Annotated in this window: 23 protein-coding genes and 1 pseudogene; 13 read left to right on the top strand and 11 right to left on the bottom strand. The window is 64.4% G+C overall.

The genetic code is table 11. The annotated features are described in order from the left end of the window. Positions 1–87: 87 nt before the first annotated feature. The 7 genes and pseudogenes from glgC to RHIBR816_RS33745 form a co-directional block, all read left to right on the top strand. Positions 88–1,350 carry a glucose-1-phosphate adenylyltransferase gene (gene glgC / locus RHIBR816_RS0106120; RefSeq protein WP_026186697.1) on the top strand — a complete coding sequence of 421 codons (1,263 nt, stop codon included), beginning with the start codon at positions 88–90 and terminating at the stop codon, positions 1,348–1,350. A gap of 11 nt (positions 1,351–1,361) precedes the next feature. After that, a complete protein-coding gene (glgA, locus tag RHIBR816_RS0106125; protein ID WP_018235654.1) occupies positions 1,362–2,804 on the top strand; it encodes a glycogen synthase GlgA in 1,443 nt (480 codons plus the stop codon). Positions 2,805–2,809: 5 nt separating this feature from the next. Next, positions 2,810–4,438, top strand: a complete 1,629-nt coding sequence (locus RHIBR816_RS0106130) for an alpha-D-glucose phosphate-specific phosphoglucomutase (RefSeq protein ID WP_018235655.1) — start codon at positions 2,810–2,812, stop codon at positions 4,436–4,438. A gap of 273 nt (positions 4,439–4,711) precedes the next feature. Further along, positions 4,712–6,676 (top strand): glycogen debranching protein GlgX, encoded by a 1,965-nt coding sequence (glgX, locus tag RHIBR816_RS0106135; protein WP_018235656.1) that lies wholly within the window; start codon positions 4,712–4,714, stop codon positions 6,674–6,676. A 77-nt stretch (positions 6,677–6,753) separates the two neighbouring features. Then, positions 6,754–7,242: a MaoC family dehydratase gene (locus RHIBR816_RS0106140; protein WP_018235657.1), complete on the top strand. Its 489-nt coding sequence runs from the start codon at positions 6,754–6,756 to the stop codon at positions 7,240–7,242. Continuing rightward, on the top strand, positions 7,235–7,468 hold the full coding sequence (locus RHIBR816_RS37425; RefSeq protein WP_157628145.1) for a DUF2332 family protein: 234 nt from the start codon (positions 7,235–7,237) through the stop codon (positions 7,466–7,468). The genes RHIBR816_RS0106140 and RHIBR816_RS37425 overlap by 8 nt, the downstream gene beginning before the upstream one ends. Beyond that, positions 7,392–7,664: pseudogene (locus tag RHIBR816_RS33745) on the top strand (DUF2332 family protein); the annotation flags it as partial. The gene RHIBR816_RS37425 and the pseudogene RHIBR816_RS33745, both read left to right, overlap by 77 nt. Before the next feature lie 74 nt (positions 7,665–7,738). On the opposite strand, the gene soxG reads toward RHIBR816_RS33745, so the two are convergent. The 4 genes from soxG to RHIBR816_RS0106165 are packed head-to-tail and all read right to left on the bottom strand — an operon-like array spanning position 7,739 to position 12,884. Continuing rightward, positions 7,739–8,293 carry a sarcosine oxidase subunit gamma family protein gene (soxG, locus tag RHIBR816_RS0106150; RefSeq protein WP_018235659.1) on the bottom strand — a complete coding sequence of 185 codons (555 nt, stop codon included), beginning with the start codon at positions 8,291–8,293 and terminating at the stop codon, positions 7,739–7,741. After that, complete coding sequence (locus RHIBR816_RS0106155) at positions 8,286–11,276, bottom strand: sarcosine oxidase subunit alpha (RefSeq protein WP_018235660.1); 2,991 nt, start codon at positions 11,274–11,276, stop codon at positions 8,286–8,288. The genes soxG and RHIBR816_RS0106155 overlap by 8 nt, the downstream gene beginning before the upstream one ends. Beyond that, the gene (locus tag RHIBR816_RS0106160) at positions 11,273–11,614 is read right to left on the bottom strand and encodes a sarcosine oxidase subunit delta (RefSeq protein WP_018235661.1); all 342 of its coding nucleotides are present in this window, start codon (positions 11,612–11,614) and stop codon (positions 11,273–11,275) included. The genes RHIBR816_RS0106155 and RHIBR816_RS0106160 overlap by 4 nt, the downstream gene beginning before the upstream one ends. Positions 11,615–11,630: 16 nt before the next feature. Then, entirely contained in the window at positions 11,631–12,884 is a 1,254-nt protein-coding gene (locus RHIBR816_RS0106165) for a sarcosine oxidase subunit beta family protein (RefSeq protein WP_018235662.1), read from the bottom strand. Between the two features lie 122 nt (positions 12,885–13,006). Here RHIBR816_RS0106165 and RHIBR816_RS38850 point away from each other — a divergent pair, with 122 nt between their 5' ends. The 5 genes from RHIBR816_RS38850 to RHIBR816_RS0106190 all read left to right on the top strand — a co-directional run bounded on the left by RHIBR816_RS38850 (position 13,007) and on the right by RHIBR816_RS0106190 (position 16,795). Continuing rightward, positions 13,007–13,135 carry a hypothetical protein gene (locus tag RHIBR816_RS38850; protein ID WP_018235663.1) on the top strand — a complete coding sequence of 43 codons (129 nt, stop codon included), beginning with the start codon at positions 13,007–13,009 and terminating at the stop codon, positions 13,133–13,135. Between the two features lie 90 nt (positions 13,136–13,225). Continuing rightward, complete coding sequence (gene rpsU / locus RHIBR816_RS0106175; protein ID WP_012709405.1) at positions 13,226–13,438, top strand: 30S ribosomal protein S21; 213 nt, start codon at positions 13,226–13,228, stop codon at positions 13,436–13,438. A gap of 249 nt (positions 13,439–13,687) precedes the next feature. Beyond that, entirely contained in the window at positions 13,688–14,578 is an 891-nt protein-coding gene (locus RHIBR816_RS0106180) for a tetratricopeptide repeat protein (RefSeq protein WP_018235664.1), read from the top strand. 341 nt (positions 14,579–14,919) lie between these two features. Next, positions 14,920–15,393 carry a DUF992 domain-containing protein gene (locus RHIBR816_RS0106185; protein WP_018235665.1) on the top strand — a complete coding sequence of 158 codons (474 nt, stop codon included), beginning with the start codon at positions 14,920–14,922 and terminating at the stop codon, positions 15,391–15,393. A 181-nt stretch (positions 15,394–15,574) separates the two neighbouring features. After that, positions 15,575–16,795 carry an adenylate/guanylate cyclase domain-containing protein gene (locus RHIBR816_RS0106190; RefSeq protein ID WP_018235666.1) on the top strand — a complete coding sequence of 407 codons (1,221 nt, stop codon included), beginning with the start codon at positions 15,575–15,577 and terminating at the stop codon, positions 16,793–16,795. A gap of 91 nt (positions 16,796–16,886) precedes the next feature. Here RHIBR816_RS0106190 and RHIBR816_RS0106195 read toward each other — a convergent pair whose 3' ends face one another. The 5 genes from RHIBR816_RS0106195 to RHIBR816_RS0106215 all read right to left on the bottom strand — a co-directional run bounded on the left by RHIBR816_RS0106195 (position 16,887) and on the right by RHIBR816_RS0106215 (position 22,949). Continuing rightward, positions 16,887–18,287, bottom strand: coding sequence for an NAD(P)(+) transhydrogenase (Re/Si-specific) subunit beta (locus RHIBR816_RS0106195; RefSeq protein ID WP_018235667.1), 1,401 nt, complete (start codon positions 18,285–18,287; stop codon positions 16,887–16,889). Positions 18,288–18,296: 9 nt separating this feature from the next. After that, positions 18,297–18,707 carry an NAD(P) transhydrogenase subunit alpha gene (locus RHIBR816_RS0106200; RefSeq protein ID WP_018235668.1) on the bottom strand — a complete coding sequence of 137 codons (411 nt, stop codon included), beginning with the start codon at positions 18,705–18,707 and terminating at the stop codon, positions 18,297–18,299. Further along, positions 18,708–19,856 (bottom strand): Re/Si-specific NAD(P)(+) transhydrogenase subunit alpha, encoded by a 1,149-nt coding sequence (locus tag RHIBR816_RS0106205; RefSeq protein ID WP_018235669.1) that lies wholly within the window; start codon positions 19,854–19,856, stop codon positions 18,708–18,710. A gap of 338 nt (positions 19,857–20,194) precedes the next feature. Next, a complete protein-coding gene (locus RHIBR816_RS0106210) occupies positions 20,195–20,419 on the bottom strand; it encodes an aa3-type cytochrome c oxidase subunit IV (protein WP_018235670.1) in 225 nt (74 codons plus the stop codon). Between the two features lie 223 nt (positions 20,420–20,642). Then, positions 20,643–22,949 carry a bifunctional diguanylate cyclase/phosphodiesterase gene (locus RHIBR816_RS0106215; protein ID WP_018235671.1) on the bottom strand — a complete coding sequence of 769 codons (2,307 nt, stop codon included), beginning with the start codon at positions 22,947–22,949 and terminating at the stop codon, positions 20,643–20,645. Between the two features lie 397 nt (positions 22,950–23,346). Between RHIBR816_RS0106215 and RHIBR816_RS0106220 the strand changes: the two genes are divergently transcribed. After that, on the top strand, positions 23,347–24,102 hold the full coding sequence (locus RHIBR816_RS0106220; RefSeq protein WP_026186699.1) for a gamma-glutamyl-gamma-aminobutyrate hydrolase family protein: 756 nt from the start codon (positions 23,347–23,349) through the stop codon (positions 24,100–24,102). A gap of 6 nt (positions 24,103–24,108) precedes the next feature. Here the strand turns inward: RHIBR816_RS0106220 and RHIBR816_RS0106225 are convergent, their stop codons facing one another. Together RHIBR816_RS0106225 and RHIBR816_RS0106230 are read right to left on the bottom strand one after the other, a co-directional pair. Beyond that, complete coding sequence (locus RHIBR816_RS0106225) at positions 24,109–25,071, bottom strand: 2-hydroxyacid dehydrogenase (protein WP_026186700.1); 963 nt, start codon at positions 25,069–25,071, stop codon at positions 24,109–24,111. Between the two features lie 77 nt (positions 25,072–25,148). Further along, positions 25,149–26,171, bottom strand: a complete 1,023-nt coding sequence (locus RHIBR816_RS0106230) for a LacI family DNA-binding transcriptional regulator (protein ID WP_018235674.1) — start codon at positions 26,169–26,171, stop codon at positions 25,149–25,151. Between the last annotated feature and the right edge of the window lie 52 nt (positions 26,172–26,223).

Below are 26,223 nucleotides of genomic sequence, written 5' to 3' on the forward strand. Positions count from 1 at the left end.
GGACGGGCAGGAAGAAATGATGGGGCCCGCGAGGCGTCGCTGAAAGCCGCCGGGCGGTCCTCGAAGAGCTGATCTTGGGGAGGACAAGTGGTGGAAAAACGTACGCAACCTCTGGCCCGTGATGCCATGGCCTATGTTCTCGCCGGCGGCCGCGGCAGCCGACTGAAGGAACTGACCGACCGGCGCGCCAAGCCGGCCGTCTATTTCGGCGGCAAGGCGCGCATCATCGATTTCGCGCTCTCCAATGCGCTGAATTCCGGTATCCGCCGCATCGGCGTGGCGACGCAATACAAGGCCCATTCGCTGATCCGCCACCTGCAGCGCGGCTGGAACTTCTTCCGCCCCGAGCGCAACGAGAGCTTCGACATCCTGCCGGCGAGCCAGCGCGTCTCCGAGACGCAATGGTACGAAGGTACCGCCGACGCGGTCTTCCAGAACATCGACATCATCGAGGATCACGGCGTCGAATACATGGTCATCCTCGCCGGCGACCACATCTACAAGATGGACTACGAGCTGATGCTGCAGCAGCACGTCGATTCCGGCGCCGACGTGACGATCGGCTGCCTGGAAGTGCCGCGCATGGAGGCGACCGGCTTCGGCGTCATGCATGTCGACAACGAGGACCGGATCATCGCCTTCGTCGAGAAGCCGGCCGATCCGCCCGGCATTCCGGGCAACCCGGAGATGGCGCTGGCGTCGATGGGCATCTACGTCTTCCACACCAAGTTCCTGATGGACATGCTGCGGCGGGACGCGGCCGATCCGAAGTCGAGCCGCGACTTCGGCAAGGACATCATTCCCTATATCGTCGAGCACGGTAAGGCGGTTGCGCACCGCTTCACCCACTCCTGCGTCCGTTCCGACTTCGAGCGCGAGGCCTATTGGCGCGACGTCGGCACCATCGACGCCTATTGGCAGGCCAATATCGACCTCACCCATATCACGCCCGAGCTCGACATCTACGACAGCACCTGGCCGATCTGGACCTTCTCCGAAATCAAGCCGCCGGCGAAATTCGTCCATGACGACGACAATCGCCGCGGCTCGGCGACCTCGTCGCTCGTCTCGGGCGATTGCATCATCTCCGGCGCGACGCTCAACAAGAGCCTGTTGTTCACCGGCGTCCGCGTCAATTCATACTCCCGACTCGAAAATGCCGTAGTTCTCCCCGACGTGACGGTCGGGCGACATTCGATCCTGCGCAATGTCGTCATCGACAGCCGGGTGGTCATCCCGGAAGGGTTGATCGTCGGCGATGATCCGGAGCTTGACGCCAAGCGCTTCCGCCGGAGTGAGAACGGCGTCTGCCTGATCACCCAAACGATGATCGACAAGCTGGGAATGTAGGTCCGCCGCGTATGAACATCCTCTCCGTTGCGTCCGAGGTCTACCCGCTGGTCAAGACCGGAGGGCTCGCCGATGTCGTCGGCGCGCTTCCGGCGGCGCTTCTTCCCCACGGCATCCGCACCCGTACCCTCGTGCCCGGCTATCCGGCCGTGCTTCACAAGCTCAAGAAGAAGAAGGCCGTCGGCGGCATCGACAACCTGTTCGGCCACCCGGCGACCGTGCTGGCGGCCGAATTCGACGGACTGGACCTGCTCGTTCTCGACCAACCGGCGCTCTACGACCGCGACGGCGGCCCCTATCTCGACCCGACCGGGCGCGACTATGCGGACAATTTCCGCCGCTTCGCCGCCCTGTCGCTCGCCGCCGCCGAAATTGCCGGCGACGACGTCGTTGCCGGCTGGAAGCCGGACCTCGTCCATGTTCACGACTGGCAGGCGGCGCTGACGCCGGTCTATATGCGCTTCGGCTCGGCGCGCAACACGCCGACCGTGCTGACGATCCACAACATCGCCTTTCAGGGCCAGTTCGGGCCGTCCGTCTTTGCCGAGCTCTCTTTGCCGCCCGAGGCCTTCTCGATGCCGTTCGTCGAATATTACGGCGATGTCGGGTTTCTGAAGGGCGGCCTGCAGACGGCGACGGCGATCACCACGGTGAGCCCTTCCTATGCGCACGAAATCCTGACGCCGGAGTTCGGCATGGGGATGGAGGGGCTCCTGGCAAGCCGCGCCCTTGACCTGACCGGCATCGTCAACGGCATCGATGTCGACACCTGGAATCCTGAGAAGGATCCTCACATCGCGCGAAACTATGGTCCCACCGCGATCAAGCAGCGGGCGGCCAACCGCAAGGCGCTGGAGGAGCGTTTCGGCCTGGACGGCAACCCCGGCCCGATCTTTTGCGTCATCAGCCGGCTCACCTGGCAAAAAGGCATGGACCTGCTCGCCGAGGTCGCCGACGATATCGTGACGCTCGGCGGCAAGCTTATCGTGCTCGGCTCCGGCGACAGCGCGCTCGAGGGGGCGCTGATGGCGGCCGCCTCACGCCATCGCGGCCGCATCGGCATGGTGACCGGCTATGACGAGCCGCTGTCGCACCTCATGCAGGCGGGCTCGGACGCGATCCTCATCCCCTCGCGCTTCGAGCCCTGCGGCCTGACGCAGCTCTACGGCCTGCGCTATGGCTGCATACCGATCGTTGCCCGCACGGGCGGCCTGAACGATACGGTGATCGACGCCAACGAGGCGGCGCTGTCGGCCAGAGTCGCCACCGGCTTCCAGTTCCGCCCCGTCAACGCCGACGGCTTGCGTCTTGCGATCCGGCGCGCCATGCATGCGTATAGCGAGCCGAAAGTGTGGGCGCGCCTGCAGAACCAGGGCATGAAGTCCGACGTTTCCTGGGCCAAGAGTGCGGAACGCTACGCTTTGCTCTATTCCGGTCTTCTCGCGAAAGGCTAACACAGATGATAAAAACTGTCTCCACCAACCCCTATGGCGACCAGAAGCCCGGCACCTCGGGCCTCAGGAAGAAGGTTCCGGTCTTCCAGCAGAAGAACTATGCCGAGAACTTCATCCAGTCCATTTTCGATTCGCTCGAAGGCTTCGCGGGTGAGACGCTGGTGATCGGCGGCGACGGCCGCTACTACAACCGCGAGGTCATCCAGACGGCGATCAAGATGGCGGCGGCAAACGGTTTCGGCCGCGTGCTCGTCGGCCGCGGCGGCATCCTGTCGACCCCGGCCGCCTCGAACGTCATCCGCAAATACAAGGCCTTCGGCGGCATCGTGCTGTCGGCGAGCCACAACCCCGGCGGCCCGACCGAGGACTTCGGCATCAAGTACAATGTCGGCAATGGCGGCCCTGCGCCGGAAAAGGTGACGGATGCGATCTTCGAGCGCACCAAGGTGATCGACAGCTACCGGATCGCCAATGCCGCCGACGTCAATCTGGATGTCGAGGGATCGCACCAGATCGGCGACATGACGGTGACGGTCATCGACCCGGTCGCGGACTATGCCGAGCTGATGGAAAGCCTGTTCGACTTTGCGGCGATCCGCAAGCTGATTGCCGGCGGCTTCCGCGTCGTCTTCGACGCGATGAGCGCCGTCACCGGACCCTATGCCAAGGAGATCATCGAGAAGCGGCTCGGCGCGCCCAAGGGTTCGGTGATGAACTTCATCCCGCTGCCGGACTTCGGCGGCCATCATCCGGACCCGAACCTCGTCCATGCGCGTGCCCTCTACGAGACGATGATGTCGCCCGACGCGCCGGATTTCGGCGCCGCCTCCGACGGCGACGGCGACCGCAACCTGATCGTCGGCAAGGGCATTTTCGTCACCCCGTCCGACAGCCTGGCGATCCTGGCCGCAAATGCGCAGCTGGCGCCCGGCTACGCCAAGGGACTGGCCGGCATCGCCCGCTCGATGCCGACGAGCGGCGCCGCCGACCGCGTCGCCGAAAAGCTCGGCATCGGCCTCTACGAGACGCCGACCGGCTGGAAATTCTTCGGCAACCTGCTCGACGAGGGCCTGGCGACGATCTGCGGCGAGGAAAGCGCCGGCACCGGTTCCAACCACGTACGCGAAAAGGACGGGCTCTGGGCGGTGTTGCTGTGGCTGAACATCCTCGCGGTCCGCAAGGAAAGCGCGCTCGATATCGTGCGCCAGCACTGGTCGACCTACGGCCGCAACTATTATTCGCGCCATGACTATGAGGGCGTCGATGCCGACGCGGCAAACGGCCTGATCGCCGCGCTGCGCGACAAGCTCGCCGGGCTGCCGGGCAAGAGCTTCGGCGCGCTCGCTGTCGAGACCGCCGATGACTTCGCCTACAACGATCCGGTCGACCAGTCGGTGAGCCGGAACCAGGGGATCCGCGTCCTCTTCAAGGGCGGCTCGCGCGTCGTCTTCCGCCTGTCGGGCACCGGCACGTCCGGCGCGACACTGCGTGTCTATATCGAACGCTACGAGCCGGACCCGGCCCGCCACGACCTCGACACGCAGGAAGCGCTGGCCGACCTGATCGCCGTTGCCGACGAGATCGCCGAGATCAAGATGCGCACCGGCCGCGAGGAACCGAGCGTGATTACCTGAGGAACAGTACGGCGAGGGTCGCGACGCGCGGCCCGCCTTTCTTCCCCGCCTACCCCCTCTGGCCTGCCGGCCATCTCCCCCACAAGGGGGGAGAATATGTGCGGCCTGCCCCTCGCATCGACCGAAACGCTTCCACAAGCGGAATGCTCCGGTAAGGCACGAGGTAAGCCCCGAGTCGTCTCCCCCCTTGTGGGGGAGATGGCCGGCAGGCCAGAGGGGGTAGCCCGAAGAACCCAAGCTCATCTGCAGCCACTATCAAAGGAACGCGCCCTCATGCCGACGATCGGAACTCCACCCCTCGGCGTGACGCATACACCTGACGGAAGGTGCTTTTCCGTCTGGTCCCACAATGCCGCCCGCATCGATCTTTGCCTGTTCGACAAAGCGGCCAACAAGGAAACGTGCCGGCTGCCGATGATGCGCGACGGTGACGTGCACAGCATCACCCTTGCCGACGTGCCGCTCGGCAGCCGCTATGGTTTCCGTGCGGAGGGCGTCTACTCGCCTGACCACGGACTGTGGTTCGATCCGACCAAGCTGCTGGTCGATCCCTATGCCGTGGAACTCGACCGCCCCTTTCGCCACGATCCGCGGCTGACGGTCTTCGGCGAGGAGACTGCCGACCTCGTGCCGAAGGCGATCGTGACCGACGTCAAGGCAGTCAAGCCGAAGCCGCCGTTATTCCAGCCCGGCGGCCTTATCTATGAGGTCGCGGTCAAGCCGTTCACCATCCTTCATCCGGACATTCCGGAAAAGAAACGCGGCACGCTGGCCGCCCTCGCCGAGCCGGTCGTCATCGAGCATCTGAGACGCCTCGGCGTCTCCGCCGTCGAACTGATGCCGATCGTCGCCTGGATCGACGAGCGGCATCTGCCGGGGCTCGGGCTCCACAACGGCTGGGGCTACAACCCGATCGCGCCGATGGCGCTCGACCCGCGCCTTGTACCCGGTGGCGTCAAGGAATTGCGCAGGACCGTCGACGCCCTGCACAAGGCCGGCATCGGCGTCATCCTCGATCTCGTCTTCAACCATTCGGGCGAGAGCGACCGCTACGGCACTACGCTCTCGATGCGCGGGCTCGACAATCTCGCCTATTACCGCCATGTCACCGACCAGCCGGGAGAGCTCATCAACGACACCGGCTGCGGCAACACGATTGCCTGCGATCACCCGATGGTCCAAAGGCTGATCGTCGATAGCCTGCGCCATTTCGTTCTTGCCGCCGGCGTCGATGGATTCCGGTTCGACCTTGCCTCGATCCTCGGCCGGAACATGGGCGGCTTTCACCGCGACGCCGCCCTCTTCGCGGCGATCGCCGCCGATCCGGTGCTGTCAGACCGCGTCCTGATCGCCGAGCCTTGGGATACCGGCCCCGGCGGCTATCAGCTCGGCAATTTTCCGGAAGCCTTTCTCGAATGGAATGATCGCGCCCGCGACGACATTCGCCGCTATTGGCGCGGCGATCGGCACGCCATCGGCGCGTTTGCGACGGCGCTTGCCGGCTCCTCCGATACGTTCTCGCGCTGGGGTGAGACGACGACGCGCAGCGTCAACTTCATCGCCGCCCATGACGGCTTCACGCTCTTCGACCTCGTCTCCTATGCGCGCAAGCACAATGAGGAGAACGGCGAAGGCAATCGCGACGGCCATAACGAGAATTACTCGTGGAACAACGGCGTCGAAGGCCCGACCGAGGATCCGGAGATTGTGGCGGCACGGCAGAGCGACGTCATGGCGCTTACCGGCAGCCTGTTCGCCTCGCGCGGAACAATCATGCTTGCGGCAGGGGACGAAGGCGGCCGCAGCCAGCACGGCAACAACAATGCCTATGCGCAGGACAATGCAATCACCTGGCTCGATTGGGCGGCGCTCGACCCGCACCTCCTCGGCCACACCGCCGCGCTCTCGGCCATGCGCCGCCGCTTCGGCGTCTTCGGCGAGACGGCCTTCCTCACCGGCCAGGGGGACGTCGCCTGGCTGCGGCTCGACGGCCGTCCGATGACCGTCGAGGACTGGGAGCATCCGGCGACCGACAACCTTGTCATGGTGCTCGCCACCGAGGACCGGCGACAGCAGCGATCGACGCGGCTTGCCGTGGTCATCAACCGCAGCCATGCCTCGCATCCATTCATGCCGCCCCCGAGCCTCGAGGGCGAATGGCGCGATGTCCTCTCAGGCGCGGCGCTGCCGGCCGTTGCCCCGGCGCGATCGGTAACCTTTCTCGTCGAGGTTTTCTAAAGTTTTACCGCCACTTGCTAGAAATTGCCGTGCCGGCCTATAGATCGATAGGAAAGCCGCTGGTTCAGGACAATCAAATGCCGCAAGACATTTCACTTTCCGAAGTCAAGGATCTGATCGGCAAAGAGATCGGCGTATCCGACTGGATCACCGTTACCCAGAAGACCATCGACAATTTTGCCGAGGCGACGGGCGACTTCCAGTTCATTCATACCGATCCCGAACGGGCGGCCGCCGAAACGCCCTTCGGCGGCACGATTGCGCACGGATTCCTGTCGCTCTCGCTGCTCTCGGCGATGAACTACAATTGCCTGCCGAAAATCCGCGAGCAGACGATGGGCATCAATTACGGTTTCGACAAGGTGCGCTTCATGGCGCCGGTCAAGAGCGGCGCACGGGTACGCGGTCGCTTCGCCATGGCCGACGCCCGCTTCCGCGGCGCCGGCATGCTGATGATCACCTATGACGCGACCGTGGAGATCGAAGGCGAGCGCAAGCCGGCGCTGACCGCAATATGGCAGACGATCATCCAGTTCGATCCGAAGGACCGGCCGGCCGATGCCTGACGGGTCGGCCGAGGCCGTCCGCAACGCATTTCGCGACCAGGCGAAAGCCTGCGAGCAGCTCGGCTCGCCATTCACTGCGCGCCTCTGCCGGCTGGCTGCGGAGCACTTGAACGAGAAAAACGCCGTGGGGCGCCGCGTTCTGAATGAGGTTTCCGGGCGCCGTGCACGTCATCTATCACTCAATCGCCTGGCAATACTTGCCGGCGACCGCACAGCAGGCAGGTGAGACCTTGATTTCGGCCGCTGGCGCGGCAGCGACCGACGAGGCGCCTCTGGCCCGGCTGCAGATGGAGGGAGACGGCCAAACGCCCGGAGCGGCATTGTCGCTTCAGATATGGCCCGGCGGCGAAAAGCACCTCATTGGCCGCGCCGACTACCACGGCCGATGGGTCGCGTGGAAAGGCTGGCCGGCAAGCGCCTGACTATAGGTACCGGAGTAGGCAAGAAAAAAGCGGCAGATCGCTCTGCCGCTTTTCCAGTTCCCGAAACGGCCTTTTCAATGCACCGCGTCTTCAGCGCCTTCCGAAAGCAGGCCGAAGACGAAGGGGGCGAACGACCGCCAGCACTCGAGGCGGAACGTGTCCTCCGCCGTGCGGAGGAGAACGATCTCCGCCTTGCCGAAAATCGTGCGCGAGCAGGCGCCAACCGGGAAAAGCGCCAGCGACAGGTCCTGCGGGCAGCCACTGTTGATCGCCACTTCCGCGCCCGGTCCACTGACGATGATCGCCGTGTTGCGGTGGGAGACATCGACCGCCGAGTGCAGGCTACCGCTCGTTGCGGCAGCGCCCATCAGGTCGGCACCGTCCTCGTCGATCACCAGCCACTCGTCCGGACCGAGCCAGAGCGCATGGCGCGTGCCCGTCGAAGCCGACGTCTTCGGCCGCTGCGGCAGCGTGACGCCGAGGGCGGCCGATAGCGCCGGAACCGCGTCTTTGCCGGCACGCAGCGCGATCCGCGAAGCGGGTGCTGCCGGCGTGAGAACCGCCGCGTGCGAGCCGCCCCTGAGGCCGGCGAGCGGAACTTTGCGGGTTGCGATTGCCTGGTCAGCCATGGAGGCGACCTCCTTCCTTGTCAAAGAACACCATGTCGCTCACCTCGACCGCGATGGTCCGGTCGGCCATCGGCACGTAGAGCGTCTGGCCGCGGCGCGCCTGGCCGCCGGCAACAACTGCCATCGCGATCGAGCGGCCGCAATTCGACGACCAGTAGGACGAGGTCACATGGCCGAGCATGGTCATCGGTTTCGGTTCGTTCGGGTCGGCGACGATCTGGGCACCCTCTTCCAGCACCACCTTGGGATCCTTGGTGAGCAGGCCGACGAGTTGCTTGCGGCCATCCTTGACGAGGTCGGGCCGCTTCAGGCCGCGAATGCCGACGAAATCCGGCTTCTTCTTGGACACCGCCCAGGAAACACCGGCATCGTGGGGCGTGAGGGTGCCGTCGGTGTCCTGGCCGACGATGATGTAACCCTTCTCGGCGCGCAGCACGTGCATCGTCTCGGTTCCGTAGGCGCAGGCGCCCATCGGTTCCGCCCGGGCCCAGATTGCCTCCCAGACCGCCTGGCCGTAATCCGCCGGCACGTTGACCTCGAAGCCGAGTTCACCGGTGAACGACATGCGGAAGAGCCGTGTCGGTACGCCGCAGATCTTTCCTTCGGCGACGCTCATATGCGGAAGCGCCTCATTGGAGAGGTCAATGCCCTCGACGAGCGGCGCGATGATCTCGCGCGCCTTCGGCCCCTGTACGGCGATGACGGCCCATTGCTCGGTCGTCGAGGTCAGCCACACCTTGAGATGCGGGAACTCCGTCTGGAGATAGTCTTCCATGTGCTGGAGGACGCGCGGCGCGCCGCCGGTCGTCGTCGTCACATGGAAGCGATCCTCGGCCAGCCGGCCCACGACGCCGTCGTCATAGACGAAGCCGTCGTCGCGCAGCATGATGCCGTAGCGGCAGCGGCCAGGCTTCAGATTGTCCCAGGCGTTGGTGTACATGAGGTTCAGGAACTGGGCCGCATCCGGGCCGACCACCTCGATCTTGCCGAGGGTCGAGGCATCGAACACGCCTGCAACGTCGCGAACCGTCTTGCACTCGCGGGCGACCGCCTCATGCATGCTCTCGCCCGCCTTCGGATAGAACCATGCGCGCTTCCAGTTGCCGACATCCTCGAACTCGGCGCCCTGCGCCTCCTCCCAGGCATGCATCGGCGTCTTGCGGGCCGGATCGAAGAGGCTGCCGCGCGAGTGGTTGACGATCGCGCCGAAGGTTATCGGCGTGTAGGGCTGGCGGAAGGTCGTCAGTCCGACCTCGGGAATCCCCTTGCCCAGCGCTTCCGCGGCGATCGCAAGCCCGTGCATGTTGGAAAGCTTGCCCTGGTCGGAAGCCATGCCGTTGGTGGTGAAGCGCTTGATGTGCTCCACCGAGTGCATGCCCTCGCGCACGGCAAGGCGAATGTCCTTGGCGCAGACGTCGTGCTGGAAGTCGATGAAGGCCTTGACGGTCGTATCCGGACCCGCCCCTTCGGCCGCCCCGATCATGCCACCCGTCCAGTCGAAGGCGTTCTGACCGGTGAGCGCGACCTGCGTGCCACCTTCGGCGCCGGCGGCGCGTGCCGCCAGCTCGCCGGCGGCAAGTGCCTCGTCGATCGTCGACTGAAGATCGTCGGTGCCGTTGCAGGCGCCAATCGAAAGGCAGTCCTGAGCGTAGGTGCCGGGCAGGAAGCGCTCGGTCTCCGCATCGAACTTCACCTTGCCGCGCGACTGCGAGAAGAGGTGCACCGACGGCGTCCAGCCGGCCGAGACCAACAGTGCATCGACGGCGATCTTGCGCGCCCCGCCGCCATTGCGGGCGACGTTGATCGAAGCGATCCGAAGCTTGCCGGTGGTGTTGACGACGGAGTGCCCCGTCAGCACCTCGATGCCGAGCTGTCTCGCCTTCTCCAGCACCGCTTCACCCGGCTTTTCGCGGCAATCGACGATCACGGCAACCGCGACGCCGGCCTTCTTGAGGTCGAAGGCAGCCTCGTAGGCGGAATCATGCGCCGTGTAGATGCCGACGTTCTTGCCGACGGCGACGCCGAAGTGGTTGAGATAGGCGCGGCCAGCCGATGCCAGCATGATGCCCGGCCGGTCGTTGTTGGCAAAGACCATGTGGCGCTCGATCGCGCCGTTGGCGAGGATGACCTTCTTGGCGCGCACCTGCCAGAGCCGCTCGCGCGGCAGCGCCTTGTCCGGCGCGGCGAGATGGTCGGTCACCCGCTCGACCAGTCCGACGAAATTGTGGTTGTAGTAACCGAAGGCCGTCGTGCGCGTCAGCACGGTGACGTTGTCCATGCCCGCAAGCGCCTTGCCGGTCTCCTGCGCCCACCCATAGCCGGGCTTGCCGTCGACGACCGTACCGGAGTCGTAGTGGAGCGCCCCGCCGACTTCCGGCTGTTCGTCGCACAGGATAACCTTCGCGCCAGCCTTCGCAGCCGCCAGTGCGGCCGCAAGACCGGCGACGCCGGCGCCAACCACCAGCACGTCGCAATGGGCATAGCGGCTGGCATAGTGATCCGGATCGGGCTCGGTCGGTGCAACGCCGAGGCCGGCTGCCCGGCGGATGAAGGGCTCGTAGAGCGCGTGCCACGCCGCCTTCGGCCACATGAAGGTCTTGTAGTAGAAACCGGCGGCGAAGAAGGGCGACAGGAAATCGTTGAAGCCGCCGACATCGAAGGCGAGCGACGGCCAGCGGTTCTGCGAGGCGACCTTCATGCCGTCGAAGACTTCCTGCACGGTGGCGCGCACGTTCGGCTGGCGGCGGGCCGCATCGCGCGAGACATCAAGAAGCGCATTCGGCTCCTCGGCGCCCGCGGAAAGAATGCCGCGCGGGCGGTGATATTTGAACGAACGGCCGACGAGATGGATGTCGTTGGCGATCAGCGCCGAGGCGACCGTGTCGCCCTCGAGCGCCGTCAGCGTGCGGCCGTCGAAGGTGAACCTGGCGGTGCGGGCCGGCGTCAGGCGCCCCGCTCCGGAAATGCGATTGACCCCGCTCATTGGGCTGCTCCTTCCAGGGCCTCGTAGGTTTCGACCGTCGCGCTCGTTTCGGGCTCCGCGTCGAGATTTGGCTTCGGCTCGCCGGCCTTGTAGGTCGTCAGGAACCGGTCGCTGACCGTGTCGCGCGCCGCGTTGAAGAAGCGGCCGCAGCCGTGGATGTGGCGCCATCTCTCGAAGATTACGCCCTTGGGATTGTCGCGCAGGAAGAAATAGGCCTCGAACTCTTCGTCGCTGATGTCGGCCATATTGGTGGGGCGGGCGATGTGGGCATCACCGCCGTTGCGGAATTCGAGCTCGGAGCGCTCTTCTTCGCAGTAGGGGCAATAAATCAGAAGCATCTGGAAAGTCCTCGCATCAATGCGCAACGGCGGCAGCGGCCGCCTCGTCGATGAGCCGCCCGGTGCGGAAGCGTTCGAGCGTCAGGCCTGCGGCGAGCCGGTGCGGCTCCCCGCGTGCGATGAGATGGGCAAAGAGATTGGCCGAGCCCGGCGTTGCCTTGAAGCCGCCCGTTCCCCAGCCGGCATTGAGGTAGAGTCCGGGTACCGGCGTAACGCCCTGGATCGGCGAGCGATCCTGCGTCACGTCGACGATGCCACCCCATTGCCGCATCATCTTGACGCGGCGGAACATCGGGAAGAGCTCGCAGATCGCATCAAGCGTATGCGTGATGATCTGCAGGCCGCCGGTCTGCGAATAGGAATTGTACTGGTCGGTGCCGGCGCCGATGACGAACTCGCCCTTGTCGGATTGCGAGATATAGGCGTGCACCGAGTTCGACATCACCACGCATGGGAAGATCGGCTTCAGCGGCTCGGAGACGAGCGCCTGCAGCGGCTGGCTCTGCAGCGGCACGCGTACATCCGCCATCTGCATCAGCACCGAACTGTGGCCGGCGGCCGAAATGCCGACCTTCTTCGCGCCGATGAAGCCGCGATTGGTATCGACACCGGTGACCCGCCCGGTTTCGTCGCGGCGGATGCCGGTCACCTCGCAGTTCTGGATGATATGCACGCCCCGGTCGGACGCGCCACGCGCATAGCCCCAGGCAACCGCGTCGTGGCGGGCCGTGCCGCCGCGCCGCTGCAGCGCCGCGCCATTGATCGGGTAGCGGGCGGTCTTGGCGATATCGAGCGGCGGGCAATAAGCCTTCGCCTGCTCCGGCGTCAGCCACTCGTTGTCAATGCCGTAGAGCCGGTTGGCATTGATGTGCCGCTTGAAGGACTGCTGATCGTGGATGTTGTGCGACAGCATCATGACGCCGCGCGGCGAATACATGACGTTGTAGTTCAGGTCCTGCGACAGGTTTTCCCAGAGCTTCAACGAATGCTCGTAGATGTCCATGCTCTCTTCATAGAGATAGTTGGACCGGATGATCGTCGTGTTGCGGCCGGTATTGCCGCCGCCGATCCATCCCTTTTCGAGCACCGCGACATTGGTGATGCCATGCTCCTTGGCAAGATAATAGGCGGCCCCAAGGCCATGCCCGCCGCCGCCGATGATGATCACATCATATTGCTGGCGTGGCTCCGGCGAGGCCCAGTGAGGGCCCCAGCCCTTGTGGCCGCGCAACGCCTCGCGCGCCACGGCGAAAACTGAATATTTGCGCATCCGCCTGCTACTCCATGAACCCCGAAAGAAAAACGTCTCGTCGGCGTTAGAAATCGCAAATCCGCTGGCGGCGCAACGTTTCTTTTGCGACGCGATCCGGCGGACTTGGACGGACTTGCGACATGGGCGACAAGCTGCGCCAGGCATTTCGGGTGGGATGGCACCCTCCCGTCGACAATGGCGCATTTTTGCCGGCGGCTGCGATCTCGCCGCTGGACTTTCGGCCCGTCATCTGGTATCCGCTCCTCTAATCGTAGAGCTTTCGGCTCGGCGAACGCAGACTTATTGCCTCCCAAACCTGATGGTGAGGCTGCCAACTCGAACAAAGGAACGGGATTCACGTGCAGGTACTTGTCCGCGACAACAATGTCGATCAGGCTCTCCGCGCTCTCAAGAAGAAGATGCAGCGCGAAGGCATTTTCCGCGAAATGAAGATGCGTGATTTCTACGAAAAGCCGTCCCAGAAGCGTGCGCGCGAAAAGGCCGAAGCCGTCCGCCGCGTCCGCAAGCTGGCGCGCAAGCGCGCACAGCGTGAAGGCCTCCTGGCCCGCTGATTGGTCGTTTTTTCGACGCTTTCCAATGTAAATCGTGGCGGGGGCGAGGCATCGCCGCCGCCATTTTGATATGGACACCCTGTTCGTCGGCAGTCTAGCGTGACTGCCGCATCAGCTGGCGACGGTTCAGCCGCCCGGAAAAACAGGCCGGACGGTTTACCGGAGGCGCTCATTGAGCCCCGGAGCCCCGCGCCTTCGCCGCTCTCCGTAAGGAAAGCACTGGGACCCTGTCGCTTTGAGGGATCGACTTTGACACTTGCTGCCATGACTGCGGACGTCTCCGGTTTCACCATCCAAGAGGCGCACCGCCGCCACCAGCGCAATCCGAAGCTTGCCGCCATGCTTATGCTCGGCTCGGCCCTGCTGCTTGCCGGATGCCAGACGGACAACGCCTCCGAATCGATGATCCGCGTCGAGCGGGCGCAGGGCTCGGAAGAAAACATCGCCTCGCTGTCGAGCGTCATCGCCTCCAATCCGAGCGACCCGGAAGCCTATAACGTGCGCGGCTCGGCTTACGGCCGCGCCGGCGAATTCCGCCGGGCGATCGCCGACTTCGACCAGGCGATCAAGCTCAACCCGAGCTTCTACCAGGCCTATGCCAACCGGGCGCTCGTCCATCGCAACATGGGCAACCAGGAGGCCTCTCTCTCCGACTACAATGCGGCCCTGCAGCTCAACCCGAACTACGACGTCGCCTTTATCGGGCGCGGCAATCTCTACCGGCAGGCCAACCAGCTCGACGCCGCCTTCAACGATTTCAACAAGGCGATCCAGCTCGACACCACCGATCCCCGCGCCTACCACAATCGCGGCCTGATCTATCAGGCACGCAACGACCACGCCAAGGCGATCGACGATTTCTCGACGGCAATCTCGCTGTCGCCGAGCTCTCCCGAGCCCTATAACGGCCGCGGCATTTCCTATGTGGCGCAAGGCGACGACGACAATGCCTTCTCGGATTTCAACACGGCCATCAACCTCAACGGCAAGCTTGCCGAGTCCTGGGCAAACCAGGCGCTGGTCTACGAACGCCGCGGCGAGAAGGCCAAGGCGCAGAAGTCCTATTCGCACGCGCTGCAGCTCGATCCGAAATACGAGCCGGCGCGCGCCGGGCTCGAACGCGTCAAGGCCATGTCCTAGCGCATCGGCCCGAAAATCGGAATCGATTTTCGGAAAGCACGATGCGTAGATTCAAAGTGTTACAGCGTCCTTTGCGCGTCTGAAAAGACGCGCGGCGCTGTAGAGCATTTTGCAGTCAGGTGGACTCACCTGACGTGGCACACATGCGGCAAAAGCAAACAGATAGGGCGGGGTGCGAACGCATGTGAGCGCATCCCGCTCCTTTCCGAAGCGCCCACGGCCACGTCGCGGGCGTTTTTTGTTGCCGACCACGCAACTATGCAGGCCCCCACCCGGCTGCTGATCGCGGAACCATCCCGAGTTCAATCCGTTTGACCATTACATCAGAACGGAGATCAGTCATGATCAAACAGACCTTCCTTGCGGCCGCCGCCCTGGTTGCCCTGTCGAGTGCGGCTCCCGCTCAAAACTATATGGCGCTCGGCCGCCTCACCTGCGGCTCCGAAGGTGGCGTCGGTCTCATCGTCACCTCCACCAAGAACCTGATGTGCACTTTCAAGCCGGCGGACGGTTCGCCCGGAGCGGTCTATGCCGGCAAGATCACCAAAATCGGCATTGACGTCGGCTCGACCGGCAAGACCGTGATGATCTGGGATGTGCTGGCGAAAACCGGGACGCCGTTTACCGAGCATGCGCTCGCCGGCGAATATGTCGGTGTTGGCGCCGATGCTAGCTTCGCCGTCGGCGGCGGCGCGAAGGTCATTGCCGGCGGCACGAACAAGGCCTTCATGCTGCAGCCGGTCAATGTACAGGTCCAGGAAGGCCTGAACGTCGCGCTCGGCGTCGATCATCTGGTGCTGGCGCCCGCAGGCTGACCCACGTAGCCAGAGTGCTTAGAGAGCGAATACCAGCAGAGGCCCTCCCTCGGGGGCCTCTTCCCACACCCTCCCCCCGCTGACGCATCGCTTCGGCAAACTGCGGCGACTTGCGCGCCCGGGCAAGGCGCGCCACTGTACTATTTTGGTCGTCGGCAGAACCGGCGCGACGGGAACCGGGATGAAGGATCAGGAAATCCACGATATCGTTCTGTGGCTGTCGGACGAGGGCATTCGCGGCCTCAAGGAGCAGGATCTTCTCGCGGGCTTCTGCGAACAGTGCCACGCGGCCGGTATCCACATTGACCGCGCGCTCGGCCTGATCGACACGCTCCACCCGGAATTCGAGGGACGCGCCTTCCAGTGGAACAGCGCGAGCGATGAAGTGCCGGAGGTCCTGCACTACGGCTCGACGAGCAGCGGCGAGGCACAGGAGAACTGGCAGCGCTCCGTGTTCTTCCACATGCTACGGGACAACGAAACCGAGCGCCGCATCCATCTTGCCGAGGAGCCGCATATCTCCTTCAACATGCTCGACATGCTGAAAGCCGAGGGGCACACCGACTGCCTTTGCCTGATCCAACATTTCACCGACCGCGGCCGCGTCGGGCAGATGGATTGCTTCTACTCCTACTGGACGACGAAAAGACGCGCAGGCTTCAGCGGCGAGGACCTCGCGGCGCTACGGACGCTGCTGCCGACGCTCGCGCTTGCCCTCAAGGCGGCCTCGTGCGTGCGCATCATCGGCACGCTTGCAGACGTCTATCTCGGCCGTGACGCAGGGCGCCGCGTTGTCGAGGGCAGCATCGAACGGGGAGCGGCCGAGCGCATCGAGGCGGTCATGTGGTTCTCCGATCTGCGCAACTATACGCGCATCGCCGAGAGCGTCGCCCCGGAAGAGGTCATTCCCTTCCTCAACGACTATTCCGGCACGGTCATCACAGCGATCCAGGACCATGGCGGCAGCGTGCTGAAGCTGATCGGCGATGGCGTCCTCGCCATCTTCAACGGTCGCAAGCCGGAGGACGCCTGCAGCGCGGCGATCGCTGCCGAGCGGCAACTGCGCGTCATGCTCGCAGAGTTGAACGAACGTCGGCTCGAGGAGGGCAAACCGACCACCGACGTCTATCTCGGGCTGCATATCGGCGAGGTCTTCTATGGAAACATCGGCAGCCAGAACCGGCTTGATTTCACCGTGGTCGGCCCTGCCGTCAACGAGGTGAGCCGCATCGTCTCGATGTGCCGCTCGGTCGAACGGCACGTCATCATGTCCTCGGAGTTCATCGCGGCCTCTCCGGCGGCGCATCGCGCCAATGCCGTATCGCTCGGACGTTTCGCGCTGCGCGGCGTCGCAAGGGCAAAGGAACTCTTTACCTGGGACCCGGAGATAGCGATCAGGTGATCGTGAATGCACCTAAGCCTCTCCCCGCAGACGGGGAGAGGAGACTCGCGGCAGCGGGATGAGGGGCGGGCTTTCCGCGCCCCGGCCATCCTCAGTGGTTGATCGCCTTGACGATCTCCTCGGTGACCTTCTTGGCGTCGCCAAGCAGCATCATCGTGCCGTCCTTGTAAAACAGCGTGTTGTCGATGCCGGCATAGCCGGAGCCGAGCGAGCGCTTGACGAACAGGCAGGTCTTGGCCTTGTCGACGTCAAGGATCGGCATGCCGTAGATCGGCGAGGTCTTGTCGTCGCGCGCCGCCGGATTGGTGACGTCGTTGGCGCCGATGACATAGGCGACGTCGGCCTGGGCGAACTCCGAATTGATGTCCTCGAGCTCGAACACCTCGTCGTAGGGGACGTTCGCCTCGGCCAGGAGCACGTTCATGTGGCCGGGCATGCGGCCGGCGACCGGATGGATCGCGTACTTGACCTCGACGCCGGCCGCCTTCAGCTGGTCGCCCATTTCCCTGAGCGCATGCTGCGCCTGCGCCACCGCCATGCCGTAGCCGGGCACGATGATCACCTTCGAAGCGTTCGCCATCAGGAAGGCGGCGTCGTCGGCCGAACCCTGCTTGACCGTGCGCTGGATGCCGTCGTCGCCGCCGGCCGCGGCCGTCTCGCCGCCGAAGCCGCCGAGGATCACCGAGATGAACGAGCGGTTCATGCCCTTGCACATGATGTAGGAGAGGATCGCACCGGAGGAGCCGACCAGCGCCCCGGTGATGATCAGCGCCAGGTTGCCGAGCGTGAAGCCGATGCCGGCCGCCGCCCAGCCGGAATAGGAGTTGAGCATCGACACCACCACGGGCATGTCGGCGCCGCCGATCGGGATGATGATCAACACGCCGAGGACGAGCGACAGAAGGACGATCAGCCAGAACACCGTGGTGCTCTCGGTGAAGACCAGCATGATCACCAGCGCGACGAGTGCCGCCGCAAGGCCGGCATTGACGAGGTGGCGTGCCGGCAACAGGATCGGCTTGCCCGACATGCGGCCGTCGAGCTTCAGGAAGGCGATGACGGAGCCGGTGAAGGTGATCGCGCCGATGGCCACACCGAGCGACATTTCGACCAGCGCCTGCGAATGGATGTCGCCGATGGCGCCGATGCCGAAGCTCTCCGGCGCGTACATCGCCGCGGCCGCCACCATCACGGCGGCGAGACCGACAAGCGAGTGGAAGGCGGCGACGAGCTGCGGCATCGAGGTCATGGCGATGCGCCGCGCGATGACGGCGCCGACGCCGCCGCCGATGGCAAGGCCGACGACGATCATGACAAAGCCGCCGAACGACGGCAGGGCGAGCAACAGCGTCGTGACGATGGCGATACCCATCCCGATCATGCCGTAAGCGTTGCCCCTGCGGCTGGTGGTCGGATGCGACAGGCCGCGCAGCGCCGTGATGAACAGCACGCCGGAGACGAGATAGAGAAAGGCTGCGAAGTTAGCGTTCATCGGCCCGCCTCACTTGTCTTTTTTCTTGTACATGGCGAGCATGCGCTGGGTGACGAGGAAGCCGCCGAAGATGTTGACCGCGGCCAGCACCAGCGCGACGAAGCCGAACCCGGTGGCAAGCCCGGAGGCGGAGATGCCGACCGCCAAGAGCGCGCCGACGACGATCACCGAGGAGATCGCGTTGGTGACCGCCATCAGCGGCGTGTGCAGCGCCGGCGTCACCGACCAGACGACGTAGTAGCCGACGAAGATCGCCAGCACGAAGATCGCCAGCCGGAAGATGAACGGATCGATCGCCCCGCCGGTGGCACCATGCGCCACCGCGCCGGCCGCGTCCGGCACGTATTCGGCCGCCGTCCTGACCGCCTCGACCGCCCGTTCGAGGTCGGTCAGCGCCTTGTCGAGAAGTTCGTTCGCCATTTACTTGTCCCCCCCATTCGCGCCGCCAAAGGCCGGATGCACCACGGCGCCGCCGTGGGTCAGCGCCGTCGCCTTGACGAGCTCGTCGTCCATGTTCAGCGCCAGCGCCTTCGTCTCCTTCGAGACCATCGTCTCCAGGAAGGTGACGAGGTTCTTGGCATAGAGCAGCGAGGCGGAGGCGGCGATGCGGCCCGGCACGTTCAGATGGCCGACGACCTTGACGCCGCCGAGTTCGACGACCTGACCGGCTTCGGCGCCTTCGACATTGCCGCCGCGCTCGACGGCGAGGTCGACGACGACCGAGCCGGGCTTCATGGCATCCAGCATCGCGCGGGTGACGAGGCGCGGCGCCGGCCGGCCGGGGATCAGCGCCGTGGTGATGACGATGTCCTGCTTGGCGATGTGGTCGGCGACAAGTGCCGCCTGCTTGACCTGGTATTCCTTCGACATTTCCTTGGCATAGCCGCCGGCCGTCTCGGCCGCCTTGAACTCGTCGTCCTCGACGGCGATGAACTTGGCGCCGAGCGAGGCGACCTGCTCCTTGGCCGCGGGCCGGACGTCGGTGGCCGAGACCATGGCGCCCAAACGCCGCGCCGTGGCGATCGCCTGCAGGCCGGCAACGCCGGCGCCCATGACGAACACCTTCGCCGCCGGCACCGTGCCGGCCGCGGTCATCATCATCGGCAGGGCCCGGTCGTATTCATGCGACGCATCGATCACCGCCTGGTAGCCGGCAAGATTCGCCTGGCTGGACAGGACGTCCATCGACTGGGCCCGGGTGATGCGCGGCATCAGTTCCATGGCAAAGGCGGTCAAGCCCGCTTGCGCCATCCCGGCGATCGCTTCCTCGTTGCCGTAGGGATCCATGATGGCGATGACGATCGCGCCGGACCGGTAGCCGGCAATTTCCTCGGCCGTCGGCCGGCGCACCTTGAGGATGACGTCGGCGCTGCGCGCCTCTTCCGCCCCCCCGATCCGGGCACCGGCTTTCTCGAATTCCTGATCCGGCACGCGCGACCGCGCGCCCGCGCCGGCTTCGACGACGACGTCGAAGCCGAGCGACTTCAGCTTCTTGACGGTGTCAGGCGACGCCGCGACGCGCGGTTCGCCGGGATCGGACTCCCTGGCGATAAAGACAATCTGGCTCAATACTCCCCCTCTCCGCCCCGCAAACAGGCCCTCGCTGGTTGCGGGTACATGTTCGATTGCCGGGCCGGCCGCTTGAACCGAGCCGCCCCCAATACTGGCTCCTTGAATAGAACTCCGATCCAAGGAGAAGCCATGCAGCACTTCAAAGCGCCGCAGCGAGACTTGTGCGAACCAAGGCACGCGGGCGCTGCAGCGAAAGGCACTCTTCCTTCGAAGGCGGAGCCTGCCCGCCGTCGAAAAATGCTCCTCACGCGGTGAGGTGAGACCGGATCGCATCCGGAGACGAAGGCAGGGACGTCCTCCTCCCGGCCTTCGACAAGAAGTGTCGAAGAAACCGGTTAGCGCAGGAAGAAGTAACCGGCGACGTTGAGAATGACGAACAGTATGAACGCGCTGAAGAAGCCCATGGTGGTGAAGAAACCGGCGGCCATGGCGATCAGAAGCGCAACGCAAAAGACGGTGCCGTACTTCGTGGCATTGAGGAAGAGATTGTAGGTCTTCTCGTGCTCGGAATAATCCATCGGCGCGCCCGTCTCGGCCGGTCCTGTATGATGCTCTGCCATCGTCAACTCTCCAGAATGCTGCGGTCCCGCCAAACGGCGGCTTCGCCTTGATCCACGAACGGAGTCGCTTCCGGCCAAACGCGAGAGCGATCCTTTAGTTTCCGCATACACAATGCGTGAGGTGTTCGCAACGAAAACCCTGCCTGCGGGCCTGCGGCACAATCGACGCCCACCGAAGGTGGAATGCGCGGCGCGGGGACAGGGCGGCCGGCATCAGGCCGCGTCAGGCGATGTGCGAACTGGAGGTCGTCGTGCTGTTCTTGCGCCCATCGGTCTTGCACAGGACTGCGATCGCCGATGCCGGCATCGGCGCCGAAAAGACGAAGCCCTGGATGAGGTCGGCGCAACGATAGGCGTTTATCAGATGCAGTTCTTCGGCCGTCTCCACCCCTTCGACGACGGCTTTCAAATCGAGGGCACGCGCAAGATCGCCCGCCCCACACAGCAGCTTGAAGCGTCGCGCATCGTCGCCGATATTTCGAACGAAGGACCGGTCGATCTTGAGGATGTCTACGGGGAGCGCGTCGAGGTAGCTAAGGTTCGAATAGCCGGTACCGAAATCGTCGATGGCGATCGTGATGCCGCGCTCGCGCAGCTCACGGAGCACGGCGCAAACCTTCACCGGTTCGTCCATTAGGCAGCTTTCGGTCACTTCGAGATGCAGCCGGGCCGAACTCAAGCCCGTCTCCTTCAACGTCTCGGTTACGAGGTCGATTATATCGTCGTTGCGGAAATCGAGGACGGAAAGGTTCACCGATACCGATACGTCCGCGGGCCAGGCCAGGCAATCGCGGCAGGCCTGCAGGAGAACGAGGCGTGTTATCTCCGTGACGAGCCCCATCTCCTCCGCGAGCTGTATGAAGACGGCGGGCGGCACAGGTCCGCGCTCGGGATGCATCCAGCGGGCCAGTGCCTCGCAGCACTCGACGCGCGCTCCATCCGGCGTGAACATCGGCTGATAGGAGACGCTGAGCGCGCCGGCACCGAGCGCGTTGCGCAAGTCGCTCTTGAGCTTCTGCCGGTCGCGATAGCGGGCATCCATCTCGCTCTCGAACGCCGTGCACCCTCCCTTGTCGCGGGCTTTCGTCTCCGACAGGGCCAGATCAGCCTTGGTTCGCGAGTCTTCGAAGCGAAAGTCGCTGCCCTTCACGATCACGAGGCCGCCACTCATGACGATGTTGAACGTGAAGCCTGCCGCCGCATAGATTCCGTGCATTCCGGTGTGGAGGATCTGGATCCGCTCTTCCAGATCGGCGCTGTCGACCGTGTTCGGAAAGAAGACGGCGAATTCGTCCCCCATCAGGCGGCCCGCGATCGCGTCACGGCCCGCAAGTGCCCTGAGCCGGTCAGCAATCGCCTGGATCAGCTTGTCGCCGATCACATGGCCCCTCGTGTCATTCACGTGCTTGAACTCGGCGACATCGAGGAGGAGGAGGCCGACGTCGCGATCGGGGGCGCCTTCGGAAATCGCGGCGTCGTGCGCAAGTTCGGCAAAATAGTCGCGGCTTGGCAGTCCGGTCAGCCTGTCGAAACGCACCATCCGCAGGATCTGCTTCTCGGCCTGGACGCGCGCCGTCACATCTTCGAAAGTGAGCACGATCTCCGCGTTGTTGCGCCGGTTCGCCGAAAATTCGAGAGACAACTCGTCCGAGATATGGACGAGCGTGTGGGATGGTCCTCCCTTGACCAGACGATCGAGCTGGCGAGCGATCGCCCCGCCCTTTTCCTCGCCGAGCGACATCCGGCGGCAGACATGCGCGAGCACGTCGGCGAGCGGCCTCCCCTTGAGATTGACCTTGTCGCCCAGAGCGAGCAGCACGCATGCGCGCTCATTGGCGACCACGATGCGGTTATCGCCGTCCAGCATCAGCAGGCCGTGCGTCATATTGTTGAGCGCCGCGTCGAATTGCCCGGCAATGGTCCTGATTTGCGCCGCAAGCACGTTCTCGTAGAGGAAGGCGCGCACATTGTTCGCCATCGCCCAAGTGGAAAAGATGAATGGCGGGATCAGGATCGCCAGCACGAGCATGAACGGATCCCCCAAAGCCAGGAGGCCGACCACGATCGGCAGGCAGGCTGATGACGAGAGCAGGAGCACCGCCCGTTCCGAACCATAGTTCCTGCCGACGAGCGAGATCATCGAAGCGAAGGTCACCGAGATGCACGCGAGTTGGGAAAACGAATCCTGCGTGACGGCAATGGCATAGCCGCAGGCGATACCGCAGGTGAGTGTCGCGCTGACGCCACCGACGATATACCGGTTCTCCCACTTCCTGAGCGTCGCGCGATCCGCTCCGGTGAAATCCTGCCGGTCGAAGCGCGCCATGTCGAGACTGCGCAGCATCCAGAGAATGACGACCGCTATCGTGCAACCGAGATAGAATGGATCGGCGCTCTTCAGGTAGACGAGCAGGAACGTTGCGACATGCGACAGCATGCCGACCACCAAAGTGCGGCGATGTTCGTAGAGCGAGCTTACCGACGACAAGTAGACATCTGTCGGAAGAGCGCCCCGTTCATTGCGCATCATGAACCAAGCTCCCAGTCGGGCGGGATGTTATGGTCGAGGGCTTAACGAAAGATTTCGCCTAACTTCCGAGAATAATTGGTGAAATCGGAGCGGCCGCGCTGCGCGCCGGAAATTTCAATCAAATGGTGCAAAACCGCTAGGAAAAGCCATTTCCCACAACCGCGCATTGGCAACTCTTAAGGAAGCGAAAACCATAGCAGCTTCCGCCGCTCTGGAACCAGTCATCAGAAAGGAGCATTACCGGACCACACGGCCGCCCAATGTTGAACAGTCGCACCCGAATTCCTGCTCTGGAACGTCCGTGAAGACACCGACGTCCGGGACCCACGCTTCGGACGGTTGACTTTGATCGGGATCTGGCGGCAAGGCTTTTCAAAACGATGAATGGAGCCTGATGATGTCGAAGCCTGTCGTTGCCATTCCGTGCGATTTTCGCGAATTCGACGGCAATGTCTGGCATGTGGTCGCCCATCAATATGTGCGTGCGGCCGTCGAGGGAGCCGGCGTCATGCCCTTCCTCGTTCCGGCGCTCGAAACCGGCAACGACATCGACGAAATCCTCGATCGGGTCGATGGCGTGCTGGCCAGCGGGGCCCGCTCCAACGTCCACCCTTCGCTTTACGGCCGGGAAGCGACGGAGGCGGACGGACCCTTCGATCCGGGTCGCGATGCGACCAGTCTCCCGCTGATCCGTCGGGCGCTCGATCGCGGCATCCCGCTGCTCGCCATCTGCCGTGGCATTCAGGAGCTCAACGTCGCTCTCGGGGGCACGCTCGCGACGGAGATTCAGGACCAGCCCGGAATTACCGATCATCGCAAGCCGGACGTGCCCGATCTCGACATCGCCTACGGCATCCGCCAGGATGTGGTCGTGAAGAAAGGAAGCTGCCTCGCCCCGGTCCTCGGCGCCGGCCGGATTCGGGTCAACTCTCTGCATCGCCAGGCGATCGCCGCCACGGCGCCGCGTCTTGCGGTCGAGGCGGTCGCCGACGACGGTACGATCGAAGCCGTGTCGGTCATCGGCGCCAAGGCCTTCGCCGTCGGCGTCCAATGGCATCCGGAATACTGGGTCCGGACCGACGCCCCCTCGGCCGCCCTCTTCAAGGCTTTCGGCGATGCGGCGCGCGCCTATCGGGAGAGCAAGGCGAGATAGCCGCGCCTATCGAGCTTTGCGCTCGAACGGCGTCTCGGCGACCGGGGTCAGGGCCTTTCCGCTCGAAAACCAGGCCTTGAGATTGTCGACGACCAGGTCGGCCATGGCATTGCGGGTGACGACCGATGCGGACGCGACATGCGGCAGCAGCGAAACGTTCGGAAGGGCAATCAGCGCCTCGGGCACATGCGGCTCGTTCTCGAAGACGTCGAGCCCTGCGCCGGCAATAATGCCGCTCTTGAGCGCCGCGATGAGGGCGGCCTCGTCCAGCGTCGAGCCGCGGCCGACATTAATCACCACCCCCTGCGGTCCGAGGGCCGCGAACACGTCCGCATTGACGGCCTTCGCGGTGCTCGGCGTCCCCGGCACGATCACGATCAGCGTATCGACCGCTTCGGCCAGGCTCAACAGGCTCGGATAATAGGCGAAGGGCAATTCCTGGCGTGGGGACCGGGTGTGATAGGCGACCGGCACGCGGAACGCCTCCAGCCGGCGGGCGATCGCCAGGCCGATCCGGCCAAGGCCGAAGAGCCCCACCTTTCGGCCGCGCAGTGACAGTGGCGATAGCGGAAAGGCACCGTCGCGCGCCCATCGGCCCTGCCGCAACCATTGCTCCGCCTGCGGCAGCTGGCGCACCGTGTTGAGGAGCAGCCCGATCGCCGTATCGGCGACCTCCTCCGTCAACACATCCGGCGTATTGGTGACGACGATGCCGCGCGCCGCCGCGCGGGCGGCATCGACGCCGTCATAGCCGACGCCGAAATTGGCGACGATTTCGAGCCTCGGGAATGCATCCATCAATTCCGTCGGCAAGCTCCCCGAGACGGCAATGCCGGCAACATCCGCCATGTCTTCCGTCGCCAGCGCCGCATCGGCGCGCTCGATACGCACCGTCTCGAACATCTCCGGCAGCCGTTCGAGGACGCGCGGGTTGATCTTGCCGGGCACGAGAATTCTAGGACGGCTCATCGAGTTTCCCTTTCCGGAGCATGACGAAGAATACGGGTGATCGCTTCCCGCATCCTGTTCCGACTCGCGAGGAAGGATCAAGCCGTTACGCGGAGCGGACCGGTCGACTGGCGGATGCGCATTTCCGGCTTGATCAGATGGATGCCATCGGGCTCGTGGCTGCCCGAAAGCCTGTCGAGAAGGGCGCGCGCCGCGCTGCGCCCCACTTCCGTCTGGCCGTTCCAGACGGTCGTCAGGGCCGGCGTGGCGATCGAGGCTTCCTCGAGATCGTCATAACCGGTCACGGAAATATCGACGCCCGGCACGAGGCCGGCGCGGGCAATGCCGTTCATCATGCCGATCGCCACCAGATCGTTCCAGCACACGACCGCCGTCGGCTTCTGCGGCAGCGACAGAAGATGAACCGCAGCTTCGAAACCGCCCTGCTTCGAGCGGGGACCCGGAAGGCGCAGGTTCGGATCGACCTCGATATTCGCCTTGCGCAAGGCGTTGACATAGCCCTGGTAGCGGTCGCGACCCGTCGAGGTCTGGTCGGTGCCGCCGACCATCGCGATGCAGCGGTGCCCGAGGCCGATCAAATGGTTGGTGGCAAGCGCGATGCCGTAAGCGTCGTCGCCGCGGAAGATCGGCACGTCGAGACCCTCGATCGAACGGGCGATCAGGATCGCTGGCATGCCGTTGTCCTCGGCGAGCTGAATATCCTCCGGCGGCGTGCCGATCGCCGGCGACATGATGACGCCGTCGCCGCCGAGCTGCAGCAGCGTCTCGATGAAATCGCGCTGTTTCTCGACGGAATCGTAGTGGTTGGAGAGAATGAATGTCTGCTTGTCGCGATCGAGTTCCGCCTCGATCGCCTTGAGGATCTCGCCGTAGAAGGGGTTCATGATGTCGTGCACGACGACGCCGATGATGCCCGAGCGCGATGTCCTGAGGCTTGCGGCGCGGCGATTGTAGATGTAGCCGAGGGCGCGCGCCTGCTCCTTGATCTTCTCGCGGGTGGTGATCGCCACGAGCGGGCTGTCTCGCAATGCCAGGGATACCGTCGCCGTCGAAAGGCCGAGTGTTTCCGCGATTGTCGAAAGCTTGACCTTCTGCGCCACCGTGCCCCCCGTTGCCCTTGGATCGTCTCGGCCCGTTTTAAACCCTCTTTAA

Source organism: Ensifer sp. BR816 (assembly GCF_000378985.1).
Taxonomy (GTDB): Bacteria; Pseudomonadota; Alphaproteobacteria; order Rhizobiales; family Rhizobiaceae; genus Sinorhizobium.